General features: G+C 72.0%; 18 protein-coding genes. 4 read left to right on the top strand and 14 right to left on the bottom strand.

Annotated elements, in window-relative coordinates; all coding sequences use genetic code 11:
* Nucleotides 1-89: 89 nt before the first annotated feature.
* Entirely contained in the window at nt 90-689 is a 600-nt protein-coding gene (locus ACZ7CF_RS05410; protein WP_470368926.1) for a DedA family protein, read from the top strand.
* Here the strand turns inward: ACZ7CF_RS05410 and ACZ7CF_RS05405 are convergent.
* Nucleotides 652-1,371, bottom strand: coding sequence for an SDR family NAD(P)-dependent oxidoreductase (locus ACZ7CF_RS05405; RefSeq protein ID WP_470368925.1), 720 nt, complete (start codon nt 1,369-1,371; stop codon nt 652-654). The genes ACZ7CF_RS05410 and ACZ7CF_RS05405 overlap by 38 nt on opposite strands.
* 111 nt (nt 1,372-1,482) lie before the next feature.
* On the opposite strand from ACZ7CF_RS05405, the gene ACZ7CF_RS05400 reads away from it, so the two are divergent.
* Nucleotides 1,483-2,325, top strand: coding sequence for an alpha/beta fold hydrolase (locus ACZ7CF_RS05400; RefSeq protein WP_360384648.1), 843 nt, complete (start codon nt 1,483-1,485; stop codon nt 2,323-2,325).
* Here ACZ7CF_RS05400 and ACZ7CF_RS05395 read toward each other — a convergent pair.
* From ACZ7CF_RS05395 to ACZ7CF_RS05360, 8 genes are all read right to left on the bottom strand, one after another.
* Nucleotides 2,300-3,406 carry a macrolide family glycosyltransferase gene (locus tag ACZ7CF_RS05395; RefSeq protein WP_470368924.1) on the bottom strand — a complete coding sequence of 369 codons (1,107 nt, stop codon included), beginning with the start codon at nt 3,404-3,406 and terminating at the stop codon, nt 2,300-2,302. The genes ACZ7CF_RS05400 and ACZ7CF_RS05395 overlap by 26 nt on opposite strands.
* Before the next feature lie 41 nt (nt 3,407-3,447).
* Nucleotides 3,448-4,362 (bottom strand): Gfo/Idh/MocA family protein, encoded by a 915-nt coding sequence (locus tag ACZ7CF_RS05390; RefSeq protein WP_470368923.1) that lies wholly within the window; start codon nt 4,360-4,362, stop codon nt 3,448-3,450.
* 15 nt (nt 4,363-4,377) lie between these two features.
* On the bottom strand, nt 4,378-5,442 hold the full coding sequence (locus ACZ7CF_RS05385; protein ID WP_360384654.1) for an ABC transporter permease: 1,065 nt from the start codon (nt 5,440-5,442) through the stop codon (nt 4,378-4,380).
* A gap of 1 nt (nt 5,443) precedes the next feature.
* Nucleotides 5,444-6,313, bottom strand: coding sequence for an ABC transporter ATP-binding protein (locus ACZ7CF_RS05380; RefSeq protein ID WP_360384656.1), 870 nt, complete (start codon nt 6,311-6,313; stop codon nt 5,444-5,446).
* A 125-nt stretch (nt 6,314-6,438) separates the two neighbouring features.
* Nucleotides 6,439-7,878: an alpha/beta hydrolase gene (locus tag ACZ7CF_RS05375; protein WP_470368922.1), complete on the bottom strand. Its 1,440-nt coding sequence runs from the start codon at nt 7,876-7,878 to the stop codon at nt 6,439-6,441.
* A 331-nt stretch (nt 7,879-8,209) separates the two neighbouring features.
* The gene (galK, locus tag ACZ7CF_RS05370; RefSeq protein ID WP_470368921.1) at nt 8,210-9,352 is read right to left on the bottom strand and encodes a galactokinase; all 1,143 of its coding nucleotides are present in this window, start codon (nt 9,350-9,352) and stop codon (nt 8,210-8,212) included.
* Nucleotides 9,353-9,477: 125 nt separating this feature from the next.
* On the bottom strand, nt 9,478-10,128 hold the full coding sequence (locus ACZ7CF_RS05365; protein WP_458432742.1) for a response regulator: 651 nt from the start codon (nt 10,126-10,128) through the stop codon (nt 9,478-9,480).
* On the bottom strand, nt 10,125-11,381 hold the full coding sequence (locus tag ACZ7CF_RS05360) for a sensor histidine kinase (RefSeq protein WP_360384665.1): 1,257 nt from the start codon (nt 11,379-11,381) through the stop codon (nt 10,125-10,127). Before ACZ7CF_RS05360 ends, ACZ7CF_RS05365 begins: the two co-directional genes overlap by 4 nt.
* Before the next feature lie 156 nt (nt 11,382-11,537).
* On the opposite strand from ACZ7CF_RS05360, the gene ACZ7CF_RS05355 reads away from it, so the two are divergent.
* Together ACZ7CF_RS05355 and ACZ7CF_RS05350 are read left to right on the top strand one after the other, a co-directional pair.
* Nucleotides 11,538-12,851 carry an alpha-lytic protease prodomain-containing protein gene (locus ACZ7CF_RS05355; RefSeq protein ID WP_360384667.1) on the top strand — a complete coding sequence of 438 codons (1,314 nt, stop codon included), beginning with the start codon at nt 11,538-11,540 and terminating at the stop codon, nt 12,849-12,851.
* A gap of 73 nt (nt 12,852-12,924) precedes the next feature.
* Complete coding sequence (locus ACZ7CF_RS05350; RefSeq protein ID WP_360384669.1) at nt 12,925-13,671, top strand: MBL fold metallo-hydrolase; 747 nt, start codon at nt 12,925-12,927, stop codon at nt 13,669-13,671.
* On the opposite strand, the gene ACZ7CF_RS05345 is transcribed toward ACZ7CF_RS05350, so the two are convergent.
* From ACZ7CF_RS05345 to ACZ7CF_RS05325, 5 genes are all read right to left on the bottom strand, one after another.
* On the bottom strand, nt 13,658-14,080 hold the full coding sequence (locus ACZ7CF_RS05345; RefSeq protein WP_360384671.1) for a VOC family protein: 423 nt from the start codon (nt 14,078-14,080) through the stop codon (nt 13,658-13,660). The genes ACZ7CF_RS05350 and ACZ7CF_RS05345 overlap by 14 nt on opposite strands.
* Nucleotides 14,081-14,090: 10 nt before the next feature.
* Nucleotides 14,091-14,525: a helix-turn-helix transcriptional regulator gene (locus ACZ7CF_RS05340; RefSeq protein ID WP_458432745.1), complete on the bottom strand. Its 435-nt coding sequence runs from the start codon at nt 14,523-14,525 to the stop codon at nt 14,091-14,093.
* Between the two features lie 44 nt (nt 14,526-14,569).
* Nucleotides 14,570-15,463 carry a helix-turn-helix transcriptional regulator gene (locus ACZ7CF_RS05335; protein ID WP_470368920.1) on the bottom strand — a complete coding sequence of 298 codons (894 nt, stop codon included), beginning with the start codon at nt 15,461-15,463 and terminating at the stop codon, nt 14,570-14,572.
* Between the two features lie 55 nt (nt 15,464-15,518).
* Complete coding sequence (locus tag ACZ7CF_RS05330; RefSeq protein ID WP_470368919.1) at nt 15,519-16,322, bottom strand: SDR family oxidoreductase; 804 nt, start codon at nt 16,320-16,322, stop codon at nt 15,519-15,521.
* Between the two features lie 165 nt (nt 16,323-16,487).
* Nucleotides 16,488-18,764: a glycosyl hydrolase family 18 protein gene (locus ACZ7CF_RS05325; protein WP_470368918.1), complete on the bottom strand. Its 2,277-nt coding sequence runs from the start codon at nt 18,762-18,764 to the stop codon at nt 16,488-16,490.
* Nucleotides 18,765-18,908: the final 144 nt, after the last annotated feature.

Here is an 18,908-nt window from a genome sequence, read left to right as displayed (position 1 = left end):
CTTGACTGGCGTGTGCAAGGTGCTTAGCTGACCGCTGTCCTGGTCGACGTTCCCTGCGCTCCCGGCGGATTCGGGGGAAGATCGCATACGTGCTGTCCCACTGGCTCCAGACCGTCCCGCCGCTGCTGGTCTACGTGGTCGTGGGCCTGGTCGTGGGTCTCGAAAGCGTCGGCATCCCGCTGCCCGGCGAGATCGTGCTCGTCACGGCCGCGCTGATGGCCTCGCACCACGACGGCGTGAACCCGGTCGTCGTGGGCATCTGCGCGAGTGCGGGCGCGATCCTCGGCGACAGCGTCGGGTACGCGCTGGGCAAGCGGTTCGGGCCGCGCGTCTTCACGTGGGCGGAGGCCAAGTTCCCCCGGCACTTCGACGCAGGAAAGGTCGGCCGCGCCCAGGCGCTGTTCGAACGGCACGGCGCCTGGGCGGTGTTCTTCGGCCGGTTCGTGGCGCTGCTGCGGATCCTGTCCGGTCCGCTCGCGGCCACGATGGGCATGCACTACGGGAAGTTCCTGCTGGCCAACGCTCTGGGCGGCATCGCGTGGGCCGGCGGCACGACGGCGGCGGTCTACTTCGTCGGCGAGGCGGCCGAGCACTACCTGGCCGAGTTCTCCTGGGTGGCGCTCGCCGGCGTGCTGGTGGCGGTGGTCGCCTTCAGCGTCCGAGCCCGGCTCCGCCGTTCACGCCGATGACCTGGGCAGTGATGTGCCCCGCCTCCGGTGCGGTCAGGAACGCCACCGCGGCCGCGACGTCAGCGGGCGTGCCCGCGCGGCCGTTGGCGGGGTTGCCGACGAGCTTCTTCCGGCGTTCCTCCGACAGCGTGCCGCCGAAGAACTCGGTGTCCTCGACGACGCCCGGTGACACCACGTTGACCGTGATCCCCCGCGTTCCCAGTGCGAACGCCAGGTCCGCCGTCCACGCCTCGACCGCCGACTTGGCCGCGCCGTAGGCACCGGAGCCGCGCCGGCCCGCGATCGAGCCGATCGTGACGACGCGGGCGTTGTCGGCCAGCCGCGGTTCGAGCGCGGTCGTGACGAGCACCGCGCTGATGACGTTGGACTCGTAGTTGGCGATCCACAGGTCGCGGACGTCGGTCAGGTTCCGCGGCGCGGGCAGGCGCCGGGTCATGTTGCCGCCCGCGTTGTTGACCAGCACGTCCACCTGGGACGGCAGGTCGGCCACCGCGTTCTGGACGGCGTCGGGATCGGCGGCGTCGAAGACCACCGCCCGCGCACCGATCTCGTCGGCCGCGGCCTTGAGCACGTCCTCCCGGCGGCCGGTGACCACGACGTCGAGGCCCTGCTCCACAAGCCGCGCCGCCACCGCCCTGCCGATGCCCGTGCCGCCGCCGGTCACCACTGCTGTTCGGGTCATGCACCCGTTGATATCAGCCGGTTTCCCGCACGTCGATCGGCTTGTCGGGGCAGCGCGGTTCACGTCTGTGACTACGCTGCTCAGGGCATCCACAGCACTGGGGAGAACACCATGACGACCCACATCCTGGACACCGAGGGCGCCGCCATCGCCTACGACGTGGAGGGCGAGGGCGGCCGGCCGCTGATGATGATCGGCCAGCCGATGGACGCGAGCGGTTTCACGGCGCTGCGCGCGCAGTTCCCCGACCGCACGGTCATCACCTACGACCCGCGCGGCCTCGGCCGCAGCACCAGGTCGGACGGCCGCACCGACAACACCCCGGAGACGCAGGCGGCGGACGTGCACGCGGTGATCCAGGCCGTCGGCGGCCCGGTGGACCTGTTCGCGTCCAGCGGCGGCGCGGTCACGGCACTGGAGCTCGTCGCGTCCTACCCGGACGACGTCGTCACGCTCGTGGCGCACGAGCCGCCGATGATCGACGTGCTGCCCGACGCGGCCGCCGCCCGGCGCGCGCGTGACGCGTTCATGGCCGCATACCAGGCCAAGGGCGGCGGCGCGGGCATGGCGGCGTTCATCCAGATGAGCTCGTGGCAGGGCGAGTACACCGACGAGTACTTCGCGCTGCCCGCACCGGACCCGGCGCAGTTCGGCATGCCGTCCGAGGACGACGGCAAGCGCGACGACCCGCTGCTCGGCACCTCGTCGCTGGCGATCACCGACTACTACCCGCGCGTCGACGACCTCAAGGCCGCGTCCACCCGCGTCGTGATCGCCGTCGGCGAGGAGACCGGCGACGCGTTCACCGCGCGCACTGCCGTCCACACGGCACGGTTGCTCGGGCAGGAGGCGGTCGTGTTCCCGAGCCACCACGGCGGGTTCATCGGCGGTGAGTTCGGGTACGCGGGCAAGCCGGAGGAGTTCGCCGTCAAGCTGCGCGAGGTGCTCGGCTGAGCACCAGGTCGGCGGCCCGCTGCACACCGCCGCCGCTGCGGACAGCGGCCCGCATCCGGTCGACGTTGCGCCGGATGCGGTCGCTGGTCGCGACCCGGTCGACGACCGCACGCAGGTCCGCGAGGTCGTGCACGCGTTCGCCCAGTCCCAGCGCGGTGATGTGGTTGGCGTTGCTCACCTGCTCGGGCGTCTGCGGGACGACCACCAGCGGCACACCGGCGTGCAGGGCCTCCATGGTGGAGTTCATGCCGCCGTGCGTGACGAACACGGCCGCGTGCCGGAGGACCGCGGGCTGCGGGAACCACGGGCGCACGTCGATCGTGTCCGGCAGCGGGCCGAGGTCGGCGCGGGCGCTCAACGCGACCTGCCACGCGCCGTCGCCGAACTGCTCGACGCACACCCGGTAGAAGTCCTCGTCGCTGAGCAACGAGCCGAGCGAGACGTAGAGCAGCGGCAGGTCGTGCCGCGGCGTCCACCGCTCGTCCAGGCGGCGGCCCAGCAGGGGTCCGACGAAGTGGCAGGTCTCGTCGAACGTGTCCCCGGCCGGCTGGAACTCCCGTGGCACCAGCACGATGCTGCACTCCTCCGGCGCGTCCAGCGTGCTCGGCACGTCGAGCTCGACGCCCTGCTCCGCCGCGAACCGCGCGCACGGTTCCTCGACCGCCCAGGCGATCGCGGGGTCCATCAGCCGGAAGTGCTCGTTGGACACGAAGTGCGGCACGGTCCGCACCGCCGGGATGTCCAGCTGGCGTGCCACCACCCGTGCGGGCCAGTTCGTGGCGTCGTAGCAGACCACGTCGGGCCGGTCGCGGCGGCAGTGTTCGAGCAGCACCGGGTGGATCGCGGCCATCGCGGCGAAGTAGTGCGGGAACCACTCGTCAACCGGGTTCGCGGTCTTCGGCTCGAACGGCGGCAGCGCGGGCAGTTCCAGCCAGCGCGCGCCCGCCGCCGTGACCGCGTCGGCGTGCTCGGCGGCGGTCGCGTACCACACCTCGTGGCCGCGCCGGGTCACCTCCTCGACCAGCGGCAACGTCGGGGTGAGGTGGCCGTGGCCGAAGAGGGTGACGAACAGCAGCTTCACCCCGCCGATCCTGGCGGGGCGTCATGCGCGCGGCAACGCGATTACCGCAGGAACGCCTCCACGACCTCGGCCACCCGCAGGCCGCTGGCGAAGTCCGCCAGGTCACGCGGGTGCTCCCCGCGCACGGCCTGCGCGAACAGCCCGAGCCGCGCCGAGTCCGAGCCGCGCGCACCGAGCTCGACCGGCTCCCACGGCCCGCCGTCCGAACCGGACAGCCGCGCCCACTGGCTGAGCCGCAACGACCTGCGCGTGCCCCAGACCGTCCACTCGTAGACCTCGGGCCCGGCGAGCCCGGAGAACGCCGACACGTGCACCGGCACGCCACCGCCGCTGCGCAGCACCCCGCGTGCCGCGACCTCGGCGGCGCCGGCCGACGGGAAGTCCGCCGACACCGACTCCACCGCCAGCGGCCCGAGCACCCGGTCGGTGAGGTACACGAAGTGCGACAGCACCTCCCGCACGAACCCGCCCTGCCGCGACTCGGCCAGCCACAGCGCGTCCTTCTGGAACTCCCGCGGCCACTTCGGGAACTGCAGCCGCACCTCGACTCCGCGCAGCTCGCCGAGGGAAGGCAGCTGCCGTTCGACCTCCAGCGTCGCGGCCATGTCCGACAGCGCGAAGTTCACCGCGTTCGGGTGCCCGGCCGCGGCCTCGGCCATCGCCCGCGCCTCGCCGAGGTCGACGGCCAGCGGCTTCTCGCAGAACACCGCCTTGCCCGCGGCGAGCGCTTTGACGGCCTGCCCGGCGTGCACGGCAGGCGGCGTGGCGAGGTAGACGGCGTCCACATCGGACAGCACGTCGTCGAGCGACGGCACCACGGGGACGTCCACCGCACGCGGCACGACGTCGACACCGGCGACCACGGTGAAGTCGGGATGTGCCTGCGCCGCCGTCAGCATCCGGGTGCCCATCGCACCCAGGCCGACGACGGCGAGGCGAATCGGATCAGCGACCATGCCGCACAGTCTCGCCTATTCGGCGGGCGCCCACGCACGGGCCAGCTTGACCCGTCCCCCGGTCTGCAGCAGCGATCCGGTGTACAGCCGCGAGGCGACCAGCAGGATCACCACGACGGTGGCGGCGAGGATGCCGAGCGACACCAGCGCCTCCCACGGTGCGGCCTGCTGGGCGAACATCCGCACCGGCATCGCGACGCCGGCCGTGAACGGCACGAACGACATGACGCCGAGCACCGCGGGGTTGTCGAAGAAGAACTGGACGCCGAAGTACGGGCCCATCACCGCGAGCATCACCAGGCCCATGGTCGAGCCGAGGTCCTCCTGGCGGCTGACCAGCGCGCCCGCGACCGCCCACAGCGACGACACCAGCACGAACCCCAGGCACAGGAACGGCACGAACCACCCCAGCGCCGGTGCCACGACCGCGAGCAGCTCCTGCTGCCCCGCGACCCGCAGCGCGATCGGCGCGGTGAGGGCGAGCACCACCACCTGCCCCATCGTCAGGATGACGTGCCCGACGATCTTGCCGGCGAGCAGCGCCTTGACCGGCACCGTGGACACCAGGATCTCCACGATCCGGGTCTGCTTCTCGGTCACCGTGCTCTGCGCGATCGCGGCGCCGCCCATGCCGAACATGAGGAACACCAGCCCGAACACGAGCACCACGACGAACCGCTGGTCCGAGCTCACCGCCGACGGGTCGAGCAGCTCCACCGGCGGCGCCTGCACCAGCTGAGAGATCACCGCGGTCGGCGGGTCGTTGAGCGCCAGCACCTTGATGCCGGAGCCGTCGGGCACGATCGCCGCCTCGACCTCGTCCGCGCGGACCAGCTCCTGCGCGGCCTGGACGTCGGCGACCTCCCGCACGTCGAGCGGTTTGCCCTGCACGACCTGGGCAGCGGACCCGACCACCGCGACCTTCGGGTCGTCACCGCCGAACACCGTCGGCAGCACGGTGAGCGCGAACAACCCTGCGATGGTGGCGAGGAAGCCGATCCAGAACCCCTTGGTGCTGACGAACGTCCTCATCTCCCGCTCGGCGACCAGCCACGTCGCCTTCGTGAACGTCTGCGCCACGTCAGCTCACCTCCTTGAAGATCTCGTCGAGCGTGGGCACGACCGGCGCGAACGACCGCACCTCACCGCGTTGCAGGGCCTGTTCGAGCACCGCGCGTGATGCCCCCTCGAACACCACGCGCGGCCCGTCCAGCTCCACGACCGACACACCCGGCACGTCCCGCACCCACCCCGCGTCGGTGTCCACGACGACCTCGTACCGGTCGTTCGCGTGCCGCTGCCGCAGCTCCTCCCGCGACCCGCTGGCCGCGATCCGCCCCTTGGAGATGATCACGACGTCGTCGCACAACCGCTCGACGATCGCGAGCTGGTGGCTCGAGAACAACACCGGCACCCCGTTCGCGGCGCGCTTGCGCAGCACGTCGAGCACCGTGTCCACGGCGATCGGGTCGAGCCCGGAGAACGGTTCGTCGAGGATGAGCACGTCCGGCTCGTGCACCAGCGCCGCCGCGATCTGCACCCGCTGCTGGTTGCCCAGCGACAGCTGCTCCAGCCGGTCGTCGGCCCGGTCGGTCAGCTCCAGGTCGGCGAGCAGCTCGTCGGTGTTGCGCTGCGCGACCTCCCGGTCGACCCCGTGCAGCCGCCCCAGCCACGTGATCTGCTCGCGCACCTTCATCTTGGGGTAGAGCCCGCGCTCCTCCGGCATGTACCCGAAGTGCGGCTTGTTCTGCGGCGTGATCGCCTGCCCCCGCCAGCTCACCGCACCCCCGTGCGCGGCCAGCACCCCCAGCACGATCCGCATCGTGGTCGTCTTGCCGGACCCGTTGGCGCCCAGGAACCCCGTCATGCGGCCGGGCCGCACGTCGAAGCTCACGTCGTCGAGCACCCGGTGGTCGCCGAAGCTCCGGCTGATCCCCGTCACCGTCAACATGCCGGGAACGCTATGCGGCCGGGTTCAAGATCGCGTCCGCCGCGCGGCATCATCCTCGCGGAGGACGACCCGTGCCGCGTGCCCGAGCGGGCACGCGGCACGGTTCCGGCCGGTTGCTCAACCACCTAGCACTTCTGGTCGCCCGGCCGTTCCCCGCCGAGGAGGTACGACGTCACCTTCTCGTTGGCGCACGCGTTGCCCGCGAACGGGTAGGCGCCGTGCCCACCGTGGTCGAGGGTCAGCATCGCCGCCCGGTCCCCGAACGCCCGGCGCATCGTCCGCGCACCGGACAGCGGCGTCGCCGGGTCGCGCTCGTTCTGCACCATCAGCACGTTGCGCGGCCCGCGGTCGGTGGGCTTGACCTGCTTCTCGACCGGGTCCGGCCAGAACGCGCACGGCATGATGTTCGCGCCCGCCGCGCCGAACAGCGGGTACCGCACGCGGTCGACGGCCACGTTGCGCTCGTAGGTGCTGACCGCGGTCGGCCAGCGGGAGTCGCCGCACACCACGTAGAACCGGCCGGAGATCAGGCTTTCGACCCGTGCCGGGACCGGCGTGTTGTCCGGCGGCAGCGGGGTGCCGGCGTCGAGGGCCTGCCAGCGGGCGGCCAGCTTGCCGAACGACGCGTCGGTCGTCGAGTACAGGCCGCCGAAGGTCAGCAGCCGGAACAGCTGGCCGGTGACGCCCTCCGGGGACGGCGTGCGGTCGAGCTTCCCGGCGATGGCGAAGTACTTCGCGCGCACCGCCGCGGGGGTGGCGCCCAGGCCCAGTTCGGGGCGTGCGGCGGCCCACCGCGCGAAGTCCGGGAACGTGTCCTCGGTGCCGCGGCCGTAGTTGCGGCTGCCCTCGACGTCCCAGCCGCCCGCGCCCAGGTTGCTGTCGAGCACCACGCGGTCGGTCGTGCGCGGGAACAGCGTCGTGTAGACCGCGCCCAGGTTCGTGCCGTACGAGTAGCCGAGGAACGACGCCTTGCGCTCGCCCAGTGCCTGGCGCACCGAGTCGAGGTCGCGGGCGATGTTCGCGGTCGTGTTGTGCGGCAACAGGTACGCCGTCGACGACGTGGTGCACTGCTGGGCGATCTGGCGGACCTCGTCGGCCCGCTTGCGCACGTCGGCCTGCGTCACCGCGTACGGCGGCACGTTGCCGAGGTACATCTGCTCCTCGGTCAGGTCGCACGTGGCCGGCGTGCTGTAGCCGAAGCCGCGCGGGTCCATGCCGATCAGGTCGTAGCCGTCCAGCACGCTCTGCGGCATCCCGCCGAGCTTGAGGTCACCGGGCAACGTCAGGCCCTCACTGGGCCCACCGGGGTTGGTCAGCAGGATGCCGCGGCGCTTCTCCGGGTTCGTGCTGGCCAGGCGCGAGATCATCAGCTCGATCTTGCGCCCCTCGCGCTTGCGGTAGTCCAGCGGCACCTGCAGGGTGCCGCACTCCAGCCCCGGCCGCGCCACGTCCGCGGGACACTCCCGCCACTGCACGACCGGTGCCGGCGTCGCCGATGCCGCGCCCGGCACCACCAACGCCGTCGCCGCGGCCAGCGCCGCGGCCAGGGACAACGCTTTTCGCATGTCCGAATTCCTCCCCCGACGGCGCGCTGCTCGAGCGCGCCCTCCACTGTGGAAACCCGGCCGTTCGATGCGGAACGACCGGGTCCCAGTCGAAACCGTGCCGTAGCGGCACGGTCAAGGCGGGAGGGCCGGTTTCAGCCGAAGGTCGACGGCAGGTGTCGACCTTCGTCGCCCCCGGGGGTGTCGTTCGTCCTCGTTCGTCGGTACGCACGGCGACCGAGGACGCGTCGGCGTGCTCCGGCAGGCGTTGGTCACGTCGCGTGTCGCTGCCGGCCTTGCCGTGCGACTGCCCTTGCGCGACGACCCCGGCACTGCCGCACGTGGCAACCGGTCAGAGGTCGCGCCCGGCCCCGGCCGACGGCACCGCGACGAACGTCCTGGGTGCGGTGAACCCGTTCTCCGCGAACGCTTCCGCGACCCGCCGCTCGACCTCGCCGCGCACCTCCCGCGGCACCAGCGCGATGGCCGACCCGCCGAACCCGCCACCGATCATCCGCGCTCCGAGCGCACCGGCCTCCTCCGCGGTGGCCGCGGCGACGTCGAGCTCGGCGCAGGACACCCGGTAGTCGTCGCGCAGGCTCGCGTGCGACGCGCTCAGCAGCGGCCCGATCTCCTCGTACCGGTCCTGCCGGAGCAGCGCGACGGTGTCCTCGACGCGCCGGTTCTCGGTGACGACGTGCCGGACCAGCGGCCGCAGGTGCTCGGGCAGCCCGTCCCAGCCCCCGGCGTCCCGCAGCGACGGCAGCCCGAGCAGCCGCGCCGCCTCCTCGCACCCCTTGCGCCGCTCCCCGTACCCGGACTCGACCAGCGAGTGGCTCACCCGCGTGTCGATCACGAGGACCTCCAGCCCGTGCCGCGCGGCGTCGAACGGCACCTGCTCCCGCTCCCCCGACCACACGTCGAGGAACAGCACGTGCGCGTCCGTGCAGCACAGCGACGCCGTCTGGTCGAGCAGCCCGGTCGGCGCGCCCACGAAGTCGTTCTCCGCCACCTGCACCCACTTGGCGACGTCGCTCGCGGACTCCTCCCGCCCGCTCAGCCCCAGCAGCGCCAGCGCGCTCGCCACCTCCAGCGAGTGCGACGACGACAGCCCGGCCCCGCGCGGCACGTCCCCGGCGATCACGAGGTCAGCCCCGCCGGTCACGCCCTGCTGCCGCAGCACCCACGCGACCCCGGCGGGGTAGGCCGCCCAGCCCTGCACGCCGCCCGGCTCGACCTCGCCGACGGGGACGGGCTCGGCGGTCGTGGTCCGGTCGCCCTCCACGGTCGCGAGCGTGAGCAGGCCGTCCTCGCGCGGCGCCGCGGCCACCCACGTCCGCTGCGGGATGGCGAACGGCAGCACGAACCCGTCGTTGTAGTCGGTGTGCTCGCCGATGAGGTTCACCCGGCCCGGCGCGGACCACACCCCGATGGGGTCGGTGCCGTGCAGCCGCCGGAAGGCCTCAGCCGCGTTGTTCGATCCTGTTGAGCTCATGCCACCCGATCCCACGCCGTCGTCCGTGTTGCCGCAGAAGTGCTGGCGATGAGGATGACGGGCGAGGGCCGGTCTTGACAATGTTGAATCTTGGTCGACAAAGTTCGATGACGTTCCCGCCCTGGTCACCCGCCGGGCGTGACGATCCCCTGCTCGTAGGCGAACACCACCGCGTGCGTCCGGTCGCGCAGCCCCAGCTTCGCGAGCACGCGGGACACGTGCGTCTTCACCGTCGCCTCCCCCAGGTACAGCGCGGCGGCGATCTCCGCGTTCGACGCGCCCTTCGCCAGCTCCACCAGCACCTCGTACTCGCGGTCGGTCAGCTCGGGCGGCCGGGTGCGCGCGGGTTGCCGGGGTGCACTGAAGCGGGCGATCACCCGCCGGGTCACCTCGGGTGAGAGCAGCGCGTCGCCGCGTGCCACCACCCGCACCGAGTCGACGAGGTCCTCCGGGGAGGCGTTCTTCAGCAGGAACCCGCTCGCTCCCGCCCGCAGTGCCTCGAACAGGTAGTCCTCGCGGTCGAACGTCGTGAGGATCACCACGCGGGTGCCGCCGTCGGCCGACAGGATGCGCCGGGTGGCCTCCAGGCCGTCCATGCGCGGCATCTGCACGTCCATCAGCACGACGTCGGGCCGCAGCCGCGCGACCAGCTCGACGGCCGCGGCGCCGTCGCCGGCCTCGCCGACCACCTCGATGCCCGGCTCGGTCCCGAGGATGACCCGGAACCCGGCGCGCACCAGGTCCTGGTCGTCGGCCAGCACGACCCGCAGACTCACACCTTCTCCTCTGTCGGCAGCGATGCGCGCACAAGGTAACCCGCCGAGGTGCGCCGCGGTCCCGCTTCGAGGGTTCCGCCGTGCACGGCAACGCGTTCGCGCATGCCCACGAGCCCGAAGCCGCTCTCACCGGAGGGGCGCCCGCGCCCGTCGTCGGCCACCTCCAGCTCCAGTGCGCTGTCCAGGTACCGCATCCGCACGTCGACGTGGCCGGCTCCGGCGTGCTTCACCACGTTCGTCAACGCCTCCTGCACCACCCGGTACGCCGAGACGGCGACGGCCGGCGGCACCTCGCGCGGCTCGCCGTAGACGCCGTGCGAGACCTCCAGACCGGCCGACCGGGCGGTTTCGAGCAACTCGGGCAGGTCGTCGAGTCCGGGCGCAGCCTGGAAGTCCTGTTCCGCGTCGGCCCGCAGCACGCCCAGCAGCCCGCGCAGCTCGCTGATCGCGGTCCGCGCCGTCTTCTCCACGGTCTGCAACGCGTCCCGCGCCAGCACCGGGTCCGAGTCCAGCACCCGCCGCGCCGCACCGGCCTGGATGCCCATCACCGACACGTGGTGGGCCACCACGTCGTGCAGGTCGCGGGCGATGCGCATGCGTTCGGCGGCGATCGCGCCCCGCACGTTCTGCTCCTGCGACCGGCGCAGCTCGTCGGCCTGGAACTCCAGCTGCGCCTGCCGCCGCGCCGCCGTCCACGCCATCTCACCGACCACATAGGCGAAGACGAAGAAGAAGATGTTGAATTCGAGTCCATAGAGGACACGGGCGAGCACCGGGTCCAGAAGGCCGGGCACGAGGTCCTCCGGCACGTCCGGGCCGAGCAGGAACTGCACGAGGTTGAACCCGAGCCACAGGAACATGGCGGCGATCACGCCGATCCGCGACCAGCGCGCCAGCACCCGGTTCGGCTCCCACGCGCCGACGGTGAAGATCGCGAGGAACAGCACGGCCGACGGGACCAGGCTGTCACCGGCCTTGTTCACCTGGGCGGCGATGAACAGCGCCGACACGACCAGCATCACCGCGATCGGGTACCGGCGGCGCACGACCAGCGGTACCGCCAGCGCGACCATCCAGGCGAGCTGCTCGCGCAGGCCGGCCGGGTCGGAGAACGCGTACCCGCCGATGCTGTCCACCAGGACGGTGAACTCGACCCCGCCCAGCAGCACGAGCACCGCGACGCCGATGTCCCGCCGCCGCTGGGCCGGGGCGGGGCCGGGCCGGCGCCACTGCAACCACTGGGGTTCGTCCACCGGCCAACCCTATCTTTCCGGCGGGCAGCGGACGGCGTTCGCACCGGGGACCGGGCAGGGCGAACTCCCGATTTTTATGGCCAATTGGTATGTACCTATTGGTCTGGACCTCATCTTAGGGTGTGGCGGCAACCACCCTGCACGCAAGGAGCGGACATGAACCGCAAGCTCATCGCCGCCGCCACAGCGGCGATCACAGCGGCCGGACTGGCCGCCGCGGTGGCGCTGACGACCAGCGCCACCGCGGCCGACACGACCGACCAGGGCATGCTGACCGCGATGGCCCGTGACCTCGGCATCTCCCCTGACCAGGCGCGTGCGCGCCTGAGCGCCGAGAAGGTCGCCGGCCAGACCGACGCCGCGCTGAGGGCGCAGCTCGGCGCGGCCTACGCCGGGTCCTGGCTGGACGGCACCGGCCGCACCCTCACCGTCGCGGTGACCGACTCGGCGCTGACGGGCGCGGTGCGCTCACGGGGCGCCGTCGCCGTCGCGGCGAAGCACAGCGCGTCCACTCTGGACAGCGCGAAGACCAGGCTGGACGCCAAGGCCACCACGGCACCTGACGCCGTTCCCGGCTGGTACGTCGACGTGCGCACCAACAAGGTCACCGTGCTCGCCCGCTCCGGTGGCGAGGCGCAGGCGAGGGCGTGGGCGGCCGAGGCGGGGGTGCCCGGCGACGTCGTCACCGTCGAGGCCAGCACCGAGGACCCGAGGCCGCTGGTCGACGTCATCGGCGGCAACGCCTACAGCATCCCGGGCGGCGGCCGCTGCTCCATCGGCTTCGCCGTCGAGGGCGGCTTCGTCACGGCGGGCCACTGCGGGTCCGCGGGTGGGCGCACCTCCAACCCCGGCGGCACCATCCAGGGCAGCAGCTTCCCCGGCAACGACTACGCCTGGGTCCGCACCGACGCGGGCAACACCCCGCGCGGCCTGGTCAACCGCTACCCCGGCACCGTCCCGGTCGCGGGCTCCCAGGAGGCCCCGGTCGGCGCCTCGGTCTGCCGCTCCGGCTCCACCACCGGCTGGCGCTGCGGCACCATCCAGCAGAAGAACGCCTCCGTCACCTACCCCGAGGGCACCATCACCGGCCTGACCCGCACCAACGCCTGTGCGGAGCCCGGTGACTCCGGCGGCTCGTGGCTGACCGGCGACCAGGCGCAGGGCGTGACCTCCGGCGGGTCCGGCAACTGCCAGTCCGGCGGCACCATCTACTTCCAGCCGGTGACCGAGATCCTGCAGGCCTACGGTCTGCGCCTGGTCACCTCCGCCGGCCCGACCACGACCACCCAGCCGACCACCACGACCACGAGCACCCCGCCCGGCGGTGGTGACTCGTGGGCCGCGTACACCTACTACGCCACCGGCGCCCAGGTCACCTACGACGGCGGGTCCTACCGCGCGCTGCAGGGGCACACGGCCCTCCCCGGCTGGGAGCCGCCGAACACGCCCGCCCTCTGGCAGCGGGTCTGACGGCACTCCCCTCCCACCGCCCCCGACGGCCACCCGCCGCCGGGGGCGGCCCGTGTGCGGCTAGGGTCGTCCGGTGGTGAGCCTGCGCCTGACCGTGCTCGGCAGCGCGACCCCGTACCCGGCGGCGGACAACCCGTGCTCGGGCTACCTGGTGTCGCACGGCGACACTCGCGTGTGGATGGACGCGGGCACCGGCACCCTGGGCCCGCTGCAACGCCACACGTCGCTGGCCACCCTGGACGCCATCTGGATCTCGCACCTGCACGCCGACCACTGCGCCGACCTGCTCACCGCGTTCTACGCCCTGCGGTACGCCGACGTCGACCGCGCGCCGGTCCCGCTGTTCGGCCCGCCCGGCACCGCCGACCGGCTCGCCGCGTTCCTCACCAACGGCCCGCGGCGCAGCCCGGTCGAGGACGCCTTCGCGATCACCGAGCTCACCGACGGCCACGAGGCGCGGATCGGCGGCCTGCACCTCACGTCCAGGGCGGTGCGGCACGGCCTCCCGGCGTTCGCGGTGCGCATCGAGGCGGGGACGTCCCTGACCTACTCCGGTGACACGGCACCGTGCGCCGCCCTCACCGACCTCGCCCAGGACACCGGCCTGCTGCTGTGCGAGGCCGACGGCACAGTGCCGGACGAGGCGCACCACACGCCGGAGCAGGCGGGCGAGACGGCGCGGCAGGCACGGGCGCGACGGCTGGTCGTCACGCACGTGGGCCGCTCCCTGACCCCGCAGGACGCGGTCACCCGTGCCGGCACCCGCTGCGAGGGGCCGGTCGGGTACGCCGCGCCCGGCGCCGTGCTCACAGCTGGTTGATGCGCACCAGGTTGCCGGCCGGGTCGCGGAACGAGCAGTCCCGCACGCCCCACGGCTGGTCCTCGGGCTCCTGCAGCACCTCGCCGGCGCCGGTGGACTCGACCCACTTCCGCGCGCGGTCGAAGGTGCCCTGGAGGTCCTTCGTGGCCAGTGACAGCGCCGTGTAGACGCCCTTGGCCATCAGGACGGCGATGGTGCGGCGTTCCTCGTCGCTCACGCCGGGGTCGGCGGCGGGCGGGTGCAGCACGATGCCGGTCTCCGGCTGGTCGGGTGGCCCGACGGTGATCCAGCGCATGGTGCCCTGGCCGACGTCCTGGCGGACCTCGAAACCGAGTGCGTCGCGGAAGAAGCCGAGTGACTTCTCGGGGTCGTCGGCCGGCAGGAACGCCGCGGCGATGATGACGGACATGGCGGTCAACCTAATCGGACGGACCGGCCGCCGCTTCTCGATTCCTGATGGGTCGCATCACGGCCTTCGCGAGGCAGTTCGGGATGCCCTGGCCGTCCTCGGCCGCGACCTTGCGGTACTGGCTCGGCGACATGCCGACGAGCTCGGAGAACCGGGTGCTGAACGTGCCGAGCGAGGTGCAGCCGACCTCGAAGCAGACCTCGGTGACGGACAGGTCGCCGCGCCGCAGCAGCGTCATGGCCCGCTCGATGCGGCGGGTCATCAGGTAGCTGTAGGGCGACTCGCCGAACGCCGCGCGGAACGCCCGCGACAGGTGCCCGGCGGACAGGTGCACCCCGCGGGCCAGCGCGGCCACGTCGAGCGGCTCGCGGTACTCGCGGTCGATGCGGTCGCGCACCTTGCGCAGGAGCACGAGCTCCTGCAGGCGCGGGTCGGAGGCGGTCACGCCGACCAGCGTAAGACCCGCGCCTGACAGATCGCTGACTCTCCTCAGCCGGGTGTCCGCGCCCCGGTCGCCTGCCGGTCCTGGCCGGCCGCCCACGACGCCAGCAGTGCCAGGCCGTCCGCGGCCGGCGTGCCGGCGGGTGCGGTGTAGACGGTGAGGAGCAGGCCGGGTTCGGCGGGCAGCTCCATCGACTCGACGTCCAGGTCCAGCCGGCCCACCACCGGGTGGTGCAGGCGCTTCCGGCCGGACCGGTGGTGCCGGACGTCCTGGGTCGCCCACCGCTGCCGGAACGGTTCACTGCGCGTCGACAGCTCACCGACCAGGGCGACCAGCTCCTCGTCGTGGGGGCTGCGCCCGGCTTCCAGCCGCAGCTTCGCGGCCACGTCGCCGACGATCCGGTCGTAGTCCACGAAGAACGCCCTCGCCGCCTCGGGTTCCAGGTACACGAACCGCGCGGTGTTCGCCGGCCGTCGCGCATCCGCCGGCAGCGGTGCGTACAACGCGCGGGCGAGCTGGTTCGTGGCCAGGACGTCGTACCGGCCGTTGCAGATCCAAGCCGGCGCGTCGGTGATGGCGTCGAGCACCTGCTGGAGCGCCGGACGCACCGTCATGGCGGGGCGCCGGCGGCGTGGACCGCCGGGTGTCCTGGACTGCCGCGCGAGGCGGAACAGGTGTTCGCGCTCGGCCTCGTCGAGCCGCAGGGCGGCGGCGACCGCGTCGAGCACCCCGTCGGAGGCGCCGGCGAGGCCACCGCGCTCCATCCGCACGTAGTAGTCGACCGACACCCCGGCCAGCACAGCCACCTCTTCGCGCCGCAGACCGCGGACCCGGCGGTTGCCGCCGCCGTGGGCGGGCAGTCCTGCCCGTTCCGGTGTGAGCCGCGCGCGACGCGAGCTCAGGAACTCCTTGATCTCGGTGCGGAGGTCGGTCGTCGCCATCCCTTCACCGTAGGCGCTGGCCGCAGGGCGTGGGAGGCCCTGCCGGTACCCCGCACTACGTGCCCGACGCGGTCGTCGCGATGCCGCCGTCCACCGGGATGACGGCGCCGGTGAGGTAGGACGCGGCCCGGCTGGCGAGGAACACGGCGGTTCCCGCCATGTCGTCGTCGCGGCCCAGCCGGCGCAGCGGGGCCTTCGCCGCGATCCGGTCGCCGGCGGTCTCGATCGTGGCCGCCATCATCTGCGACGGGAACGGTCCCGGCGCCACCGCGTTCACCGTGATGTGCTGCGGGCCCAGCTCCCTGGCGAGCACCCTGGTGAGCTGGTGGAGCGCCGCCTTGCTGCTGGCGTAGGAGTAGTTGGGCGCCTCGGCGACGTGGATGGCGGCGATGCTGCCCACGTTGACGACCCGTGCGGGGTCATCGGCGGTGCCTGCCCTGCGCAGTGCCGGGAGCAGTGCCTGCACCAGCCAGAACGGCGACTTCACGTTGAGGTCGAGCACGGTGTCCCAGCCCTCGTCCGGGAACGTCTCCAGCGGCTCGCGCCACATCGCGCCCGCGTTGTTCACGAGGACGTCCAGGCGTTCCGAGCCGGCCTGCACGAGATCCGCGAGACGCCGGCACTCGTCGTGCCGGGACAGGTCGGCGGGGATCGCCCGGACGTCGCCGAACTCGGACAGCCGGCGCTGGGCCTCCGCGCACGCGTCCTCGTTGCGCGAGCTGATGACGACGCGGGCGCCCGCCTGCAGGAGGCCGCGCGCCATCATCATTCCGATGCCCCTGGTGCCGCCGGTGACGAGCGCGTGCTTCCCGCTCAGGTCGAAGAGCTCCGCGTGAGTGGTGAACCGGTTGTCCGCCATTGGTTTCCGTCTCCCCTTGGTTCGGCTGCCGCGGAAACGCTGACACGCGTCCCGGGGCGTCCGGGAGACCCTGCTGTGACCGGTACTGCGAGAGCCCCTGAAGCAGAACGCGGGTCCCGAGCGGTCACACCCGCCCAAGACCCGCGTCCTGACGATCACCGCCTGCTAGCAGGCGCCCTGGTCGCGCCAGACGCCCCACTCACCGGTGGTGCCGGGCTCCTCGCCCTGCGTCCACCACTGGGCCCGCCACTTGCGGCCCTTGTGCGAGACGTCGTTGCCGCCGTTGTAGACCTTGCCCCGCTCCCACGCCGGCAGCGCGCACACCGGCGGGTTGGAGGTGGTCGTGGTCGTGGTGGTGGTCGTGGTCGTCGTCGTGGTGGTCGAGGTGGGCGGGGTGCCGCCGCCGATCCGCGGGTGGTCGGCGGAGATGGCGTAGGACTGGCCGCCGAAGGTGAACACGAAGTTCGACGGCGTCGAGATCGGCAGCTGGTAGCTGACGGTCAGCTCGATCGACGCGCCCGGTGCGAGCGACTGCCACGACGGCAGCGCGAGCTCCGCCTTCTGGAAGTCGCCCTTGAGGCCGCCGACGTTCGGCCCGCTGTGCCCCTTCGACACGACCTTGAGCCCGAACCCGGACTGGTCGGCCATGCTGCCCGGCGCGCTGGTGCCGTAGTCGAACGCGATCTTCGTGCCACCGGGGATGGTGACGTTCGAGCGGTTCGTGAACTTGATCTTCGGCGTGATCGGGTAGTTGTTGTCGCCCAACGCGAAGCCGTGGACGTCGACGTCGACCGCGAGCACCTGTGACTGCTGGGTCGTGGCCTTCGCCGCACCGTAGGGCGCCGCGCCGTTCAGGCCGGTGTCGATCGTCGACAGCAGCGTGTCGCCGATGAAGTACTCCTTCTTGACCGGGTCGTACCGGTAGTCACCGGCGAGCTCCCAGATCATGATGCCACCGAGGCCCTTGTCGCGGACGTACTTGGCCTTGGCCGCGATCGACTGCTCGTTCTCGGTGGAGAGGAACACCTTCTTGTCGTTGTTCCACAGCCACGGCGACTGCATGGTGGTGTCGTAGAACGGCGAGTAGGTGCCGGTGAGCCGGTCGGTCGGGTCGTTCACCGGGTCGAGGCCGTACTGCGCCGAGTACGAACCGGTGATCTTGTTCTCCAGGTTCTTCGTGTGCCACAACGGGTTCACGCCCGACGGGACCTCGGCGCCACCGGCGGTGACGTCGTGCCAGAGGTTGTCGATGCCGGTCGCGCCGTTGCCGCACGGCGTGGTCGAGCCGACCGACGTGCCGGTGCCGGGCGGGCACTGCGACTGGTTGGGCAGGGCCGCGCGGCCCCACAACCCGTTGGTGCCACCGGTGACGCCCTGCCAGCCGCGCGAGTAGAACGGCACGCCGACGTTGATCCGGCCGGCCTGCATGGCACCGCGGTAGTAGTGGTAGGACCAGTCGGTGTTCAGGTAGCCCATGCCCTCGTACTGCGGTGCCGTGTACACGCCACCGGCCGCGAGCTCACCGTCCTTGCCGTCGTCGTACAGCGCCGCGTTCGGGCCCACGAAGTGGTTCCACGAGCCGTGCAGGTCGTAGCTCATGACGTTGAGGTAGTCGAGGTACTTGACGACCTGGTAGGTCTCCTGGCCGCGCAGCAGCCAGCCGGAGGCGGGCACGGCGGCGGTCAGCAGGTAGTGCTTGCCGTCGGCGGCACCGGCGCGGTCGAGCTTCTCGCGCAGCGTCTTCATGATCGCCTGGTAGCCGGCCCACAGCGTGCCGCGGTTGGCGTTGGAGATCCAGAAGTCGTCCGGGTTGCCGGCGTGGTTGTTCGACGTCGCGTACTCGTAGTCGATGTCGGCGCCGTTGAACCCGTACTGGCGCAGGAACGCGACCACGCTGTCGGCGAACGTGTCGATCGCCGCCTGTGACTGGCCGAGCTTGTAGAAGCCGCCGGAGGCGTTGCGGGTGCCGTCGGCGTTGAAGAAGCCACCGGTCTCGGCCCAGCCGCCGACCGAGATCAGCGTCTTGACGTTCGGGTGCTGCTTCTTGTACTTCGTCAGCTGGTTGAAGTGGCCCTTGTAGGGCAGCGACGGGTCCATCTCGGCACCCGCGACGCCCGGCCACTCCATGCCGATCGAGGAGTTGTTCGCGTCCGGCGCACCCACGGAGATCTTGTTCTGCGCGTCGATGTGGGCGAACGCGTAGTTGAGGTGGGTGACCTTGGTCCAGGGGACGTCCTTGGCGAGGTAGCCCGGCTGGCCGTTCTTGCCGGTGCGCCAGCTGGTGAAGTACCCGATCACCCGGCGGGACTTGTCGGTCCCCATGTTCTCGCGGCCGGCGGTGTCGTAGACGGTGCAGTAGGGCACGTCGACGCCCGGCGTCTTGTACAGCCCGTCCGGCCGGCAGTCCTCGTGGGCTGCGGCTGCGATGGGCGCGTTCGTCACGGCTATCAGGGTCCCGGCTAGCAGGGCTAGCACCGGGACCACTCTGGCGAGCAGGCGCAAGGGAAGGACCTCCTGGCTAGGGCGGCGGCCACTGCCCCGAACCGTAAAATGGTCCAGACCTTTGCGTCAATACTCGATCACTGA

Source organism: Lentzea sp. NPDC036955 (genome assembly GCF_055608005.1).
This window is presented reverse-complemented; position numbering and strand designations above follow the sequence as displayed.

What these genes read in the sequence shown, in the direction of transcription:
- ACZ7CF_RS05405 (WP_470368925.1), bottom strand. Translation starts at nt 1,371, where the DNA reads ATGACCCGAACAGCAGTGGTGACCGGCGGCGGCACGGGCATCGGCAGG.
- ACZ7CF_RS05400 (WP_360384648.1), top strand. Translation starts at nt 1,483, where the DNA reads ATGACGACCCACATCCTGGACACCGAGGGCGCCGCCATCGCCTACGAC.
- ACZ7CF_RS05390 (WP_470368923.1), bottom strand. Translation starts at nt 4,362, where the DNA reads ATGGTCGCTGATCCGATTCGCCTCGCCGTCGTCGGCCTGGGTGCGATG.
- ACZ7CF_RS05380 (WP_360384656.1), bottom strand. Translation starts at nt 6,313, where the DNA reads ATGTTGACGGTGACGGGGATCAGCCGGAGCTTCGGCGACCACCGGGTG.
- ACZ7CF_RS05375 (WP_470368922.1), bottom strand. Translation starts at nt 7,878, where the DNA reads ATGCGAAAAGCGTTGTCCCTGGCCGCGGCGCTGGCCGCGGCGACGGCG.
- galK (WP_470368921.1), bottom strand. Translation starts at nt 9,352, where the DNA reads ATGAGCTCAACAGGATCGAACAACGCGGCTGAGGCCTTCCGGCGGCTG.
- ACZ7CF_RS05355 (WP_360384667.1), top strand. Translation starts at nt 11,538, where the DNA reads ATGAACCGCAAGCTCATCGCCGCCGCCACAGCGGCGATCACAGCGGCC.
- ACZ7CF_RS05345 (WP_360384671.1), bottom strand. Translation starts at nt 14,080, where the DNA reads ATGTCCGTCATCATCGCCGCGGCGTTCCTGCCGGCCGACGACCCCGAG.
- ACZ7CF_RS05335 (WP_470368920.1), bottom strand. Translation starts at nt 15,463, where the DNA reads ATGGCGACGACCGACCTCCGCACCGAGATCAAGGAGTTCCTGAGCTCG.
- ACZ7CF_RS05330 (WP_470368919.1), bottom strand. Translation starts at nt 16,322, where the DNA reads ATGGCGGACAACCGGTTCACCACTCACGCGGAGCTCTTCGACCTGAGC.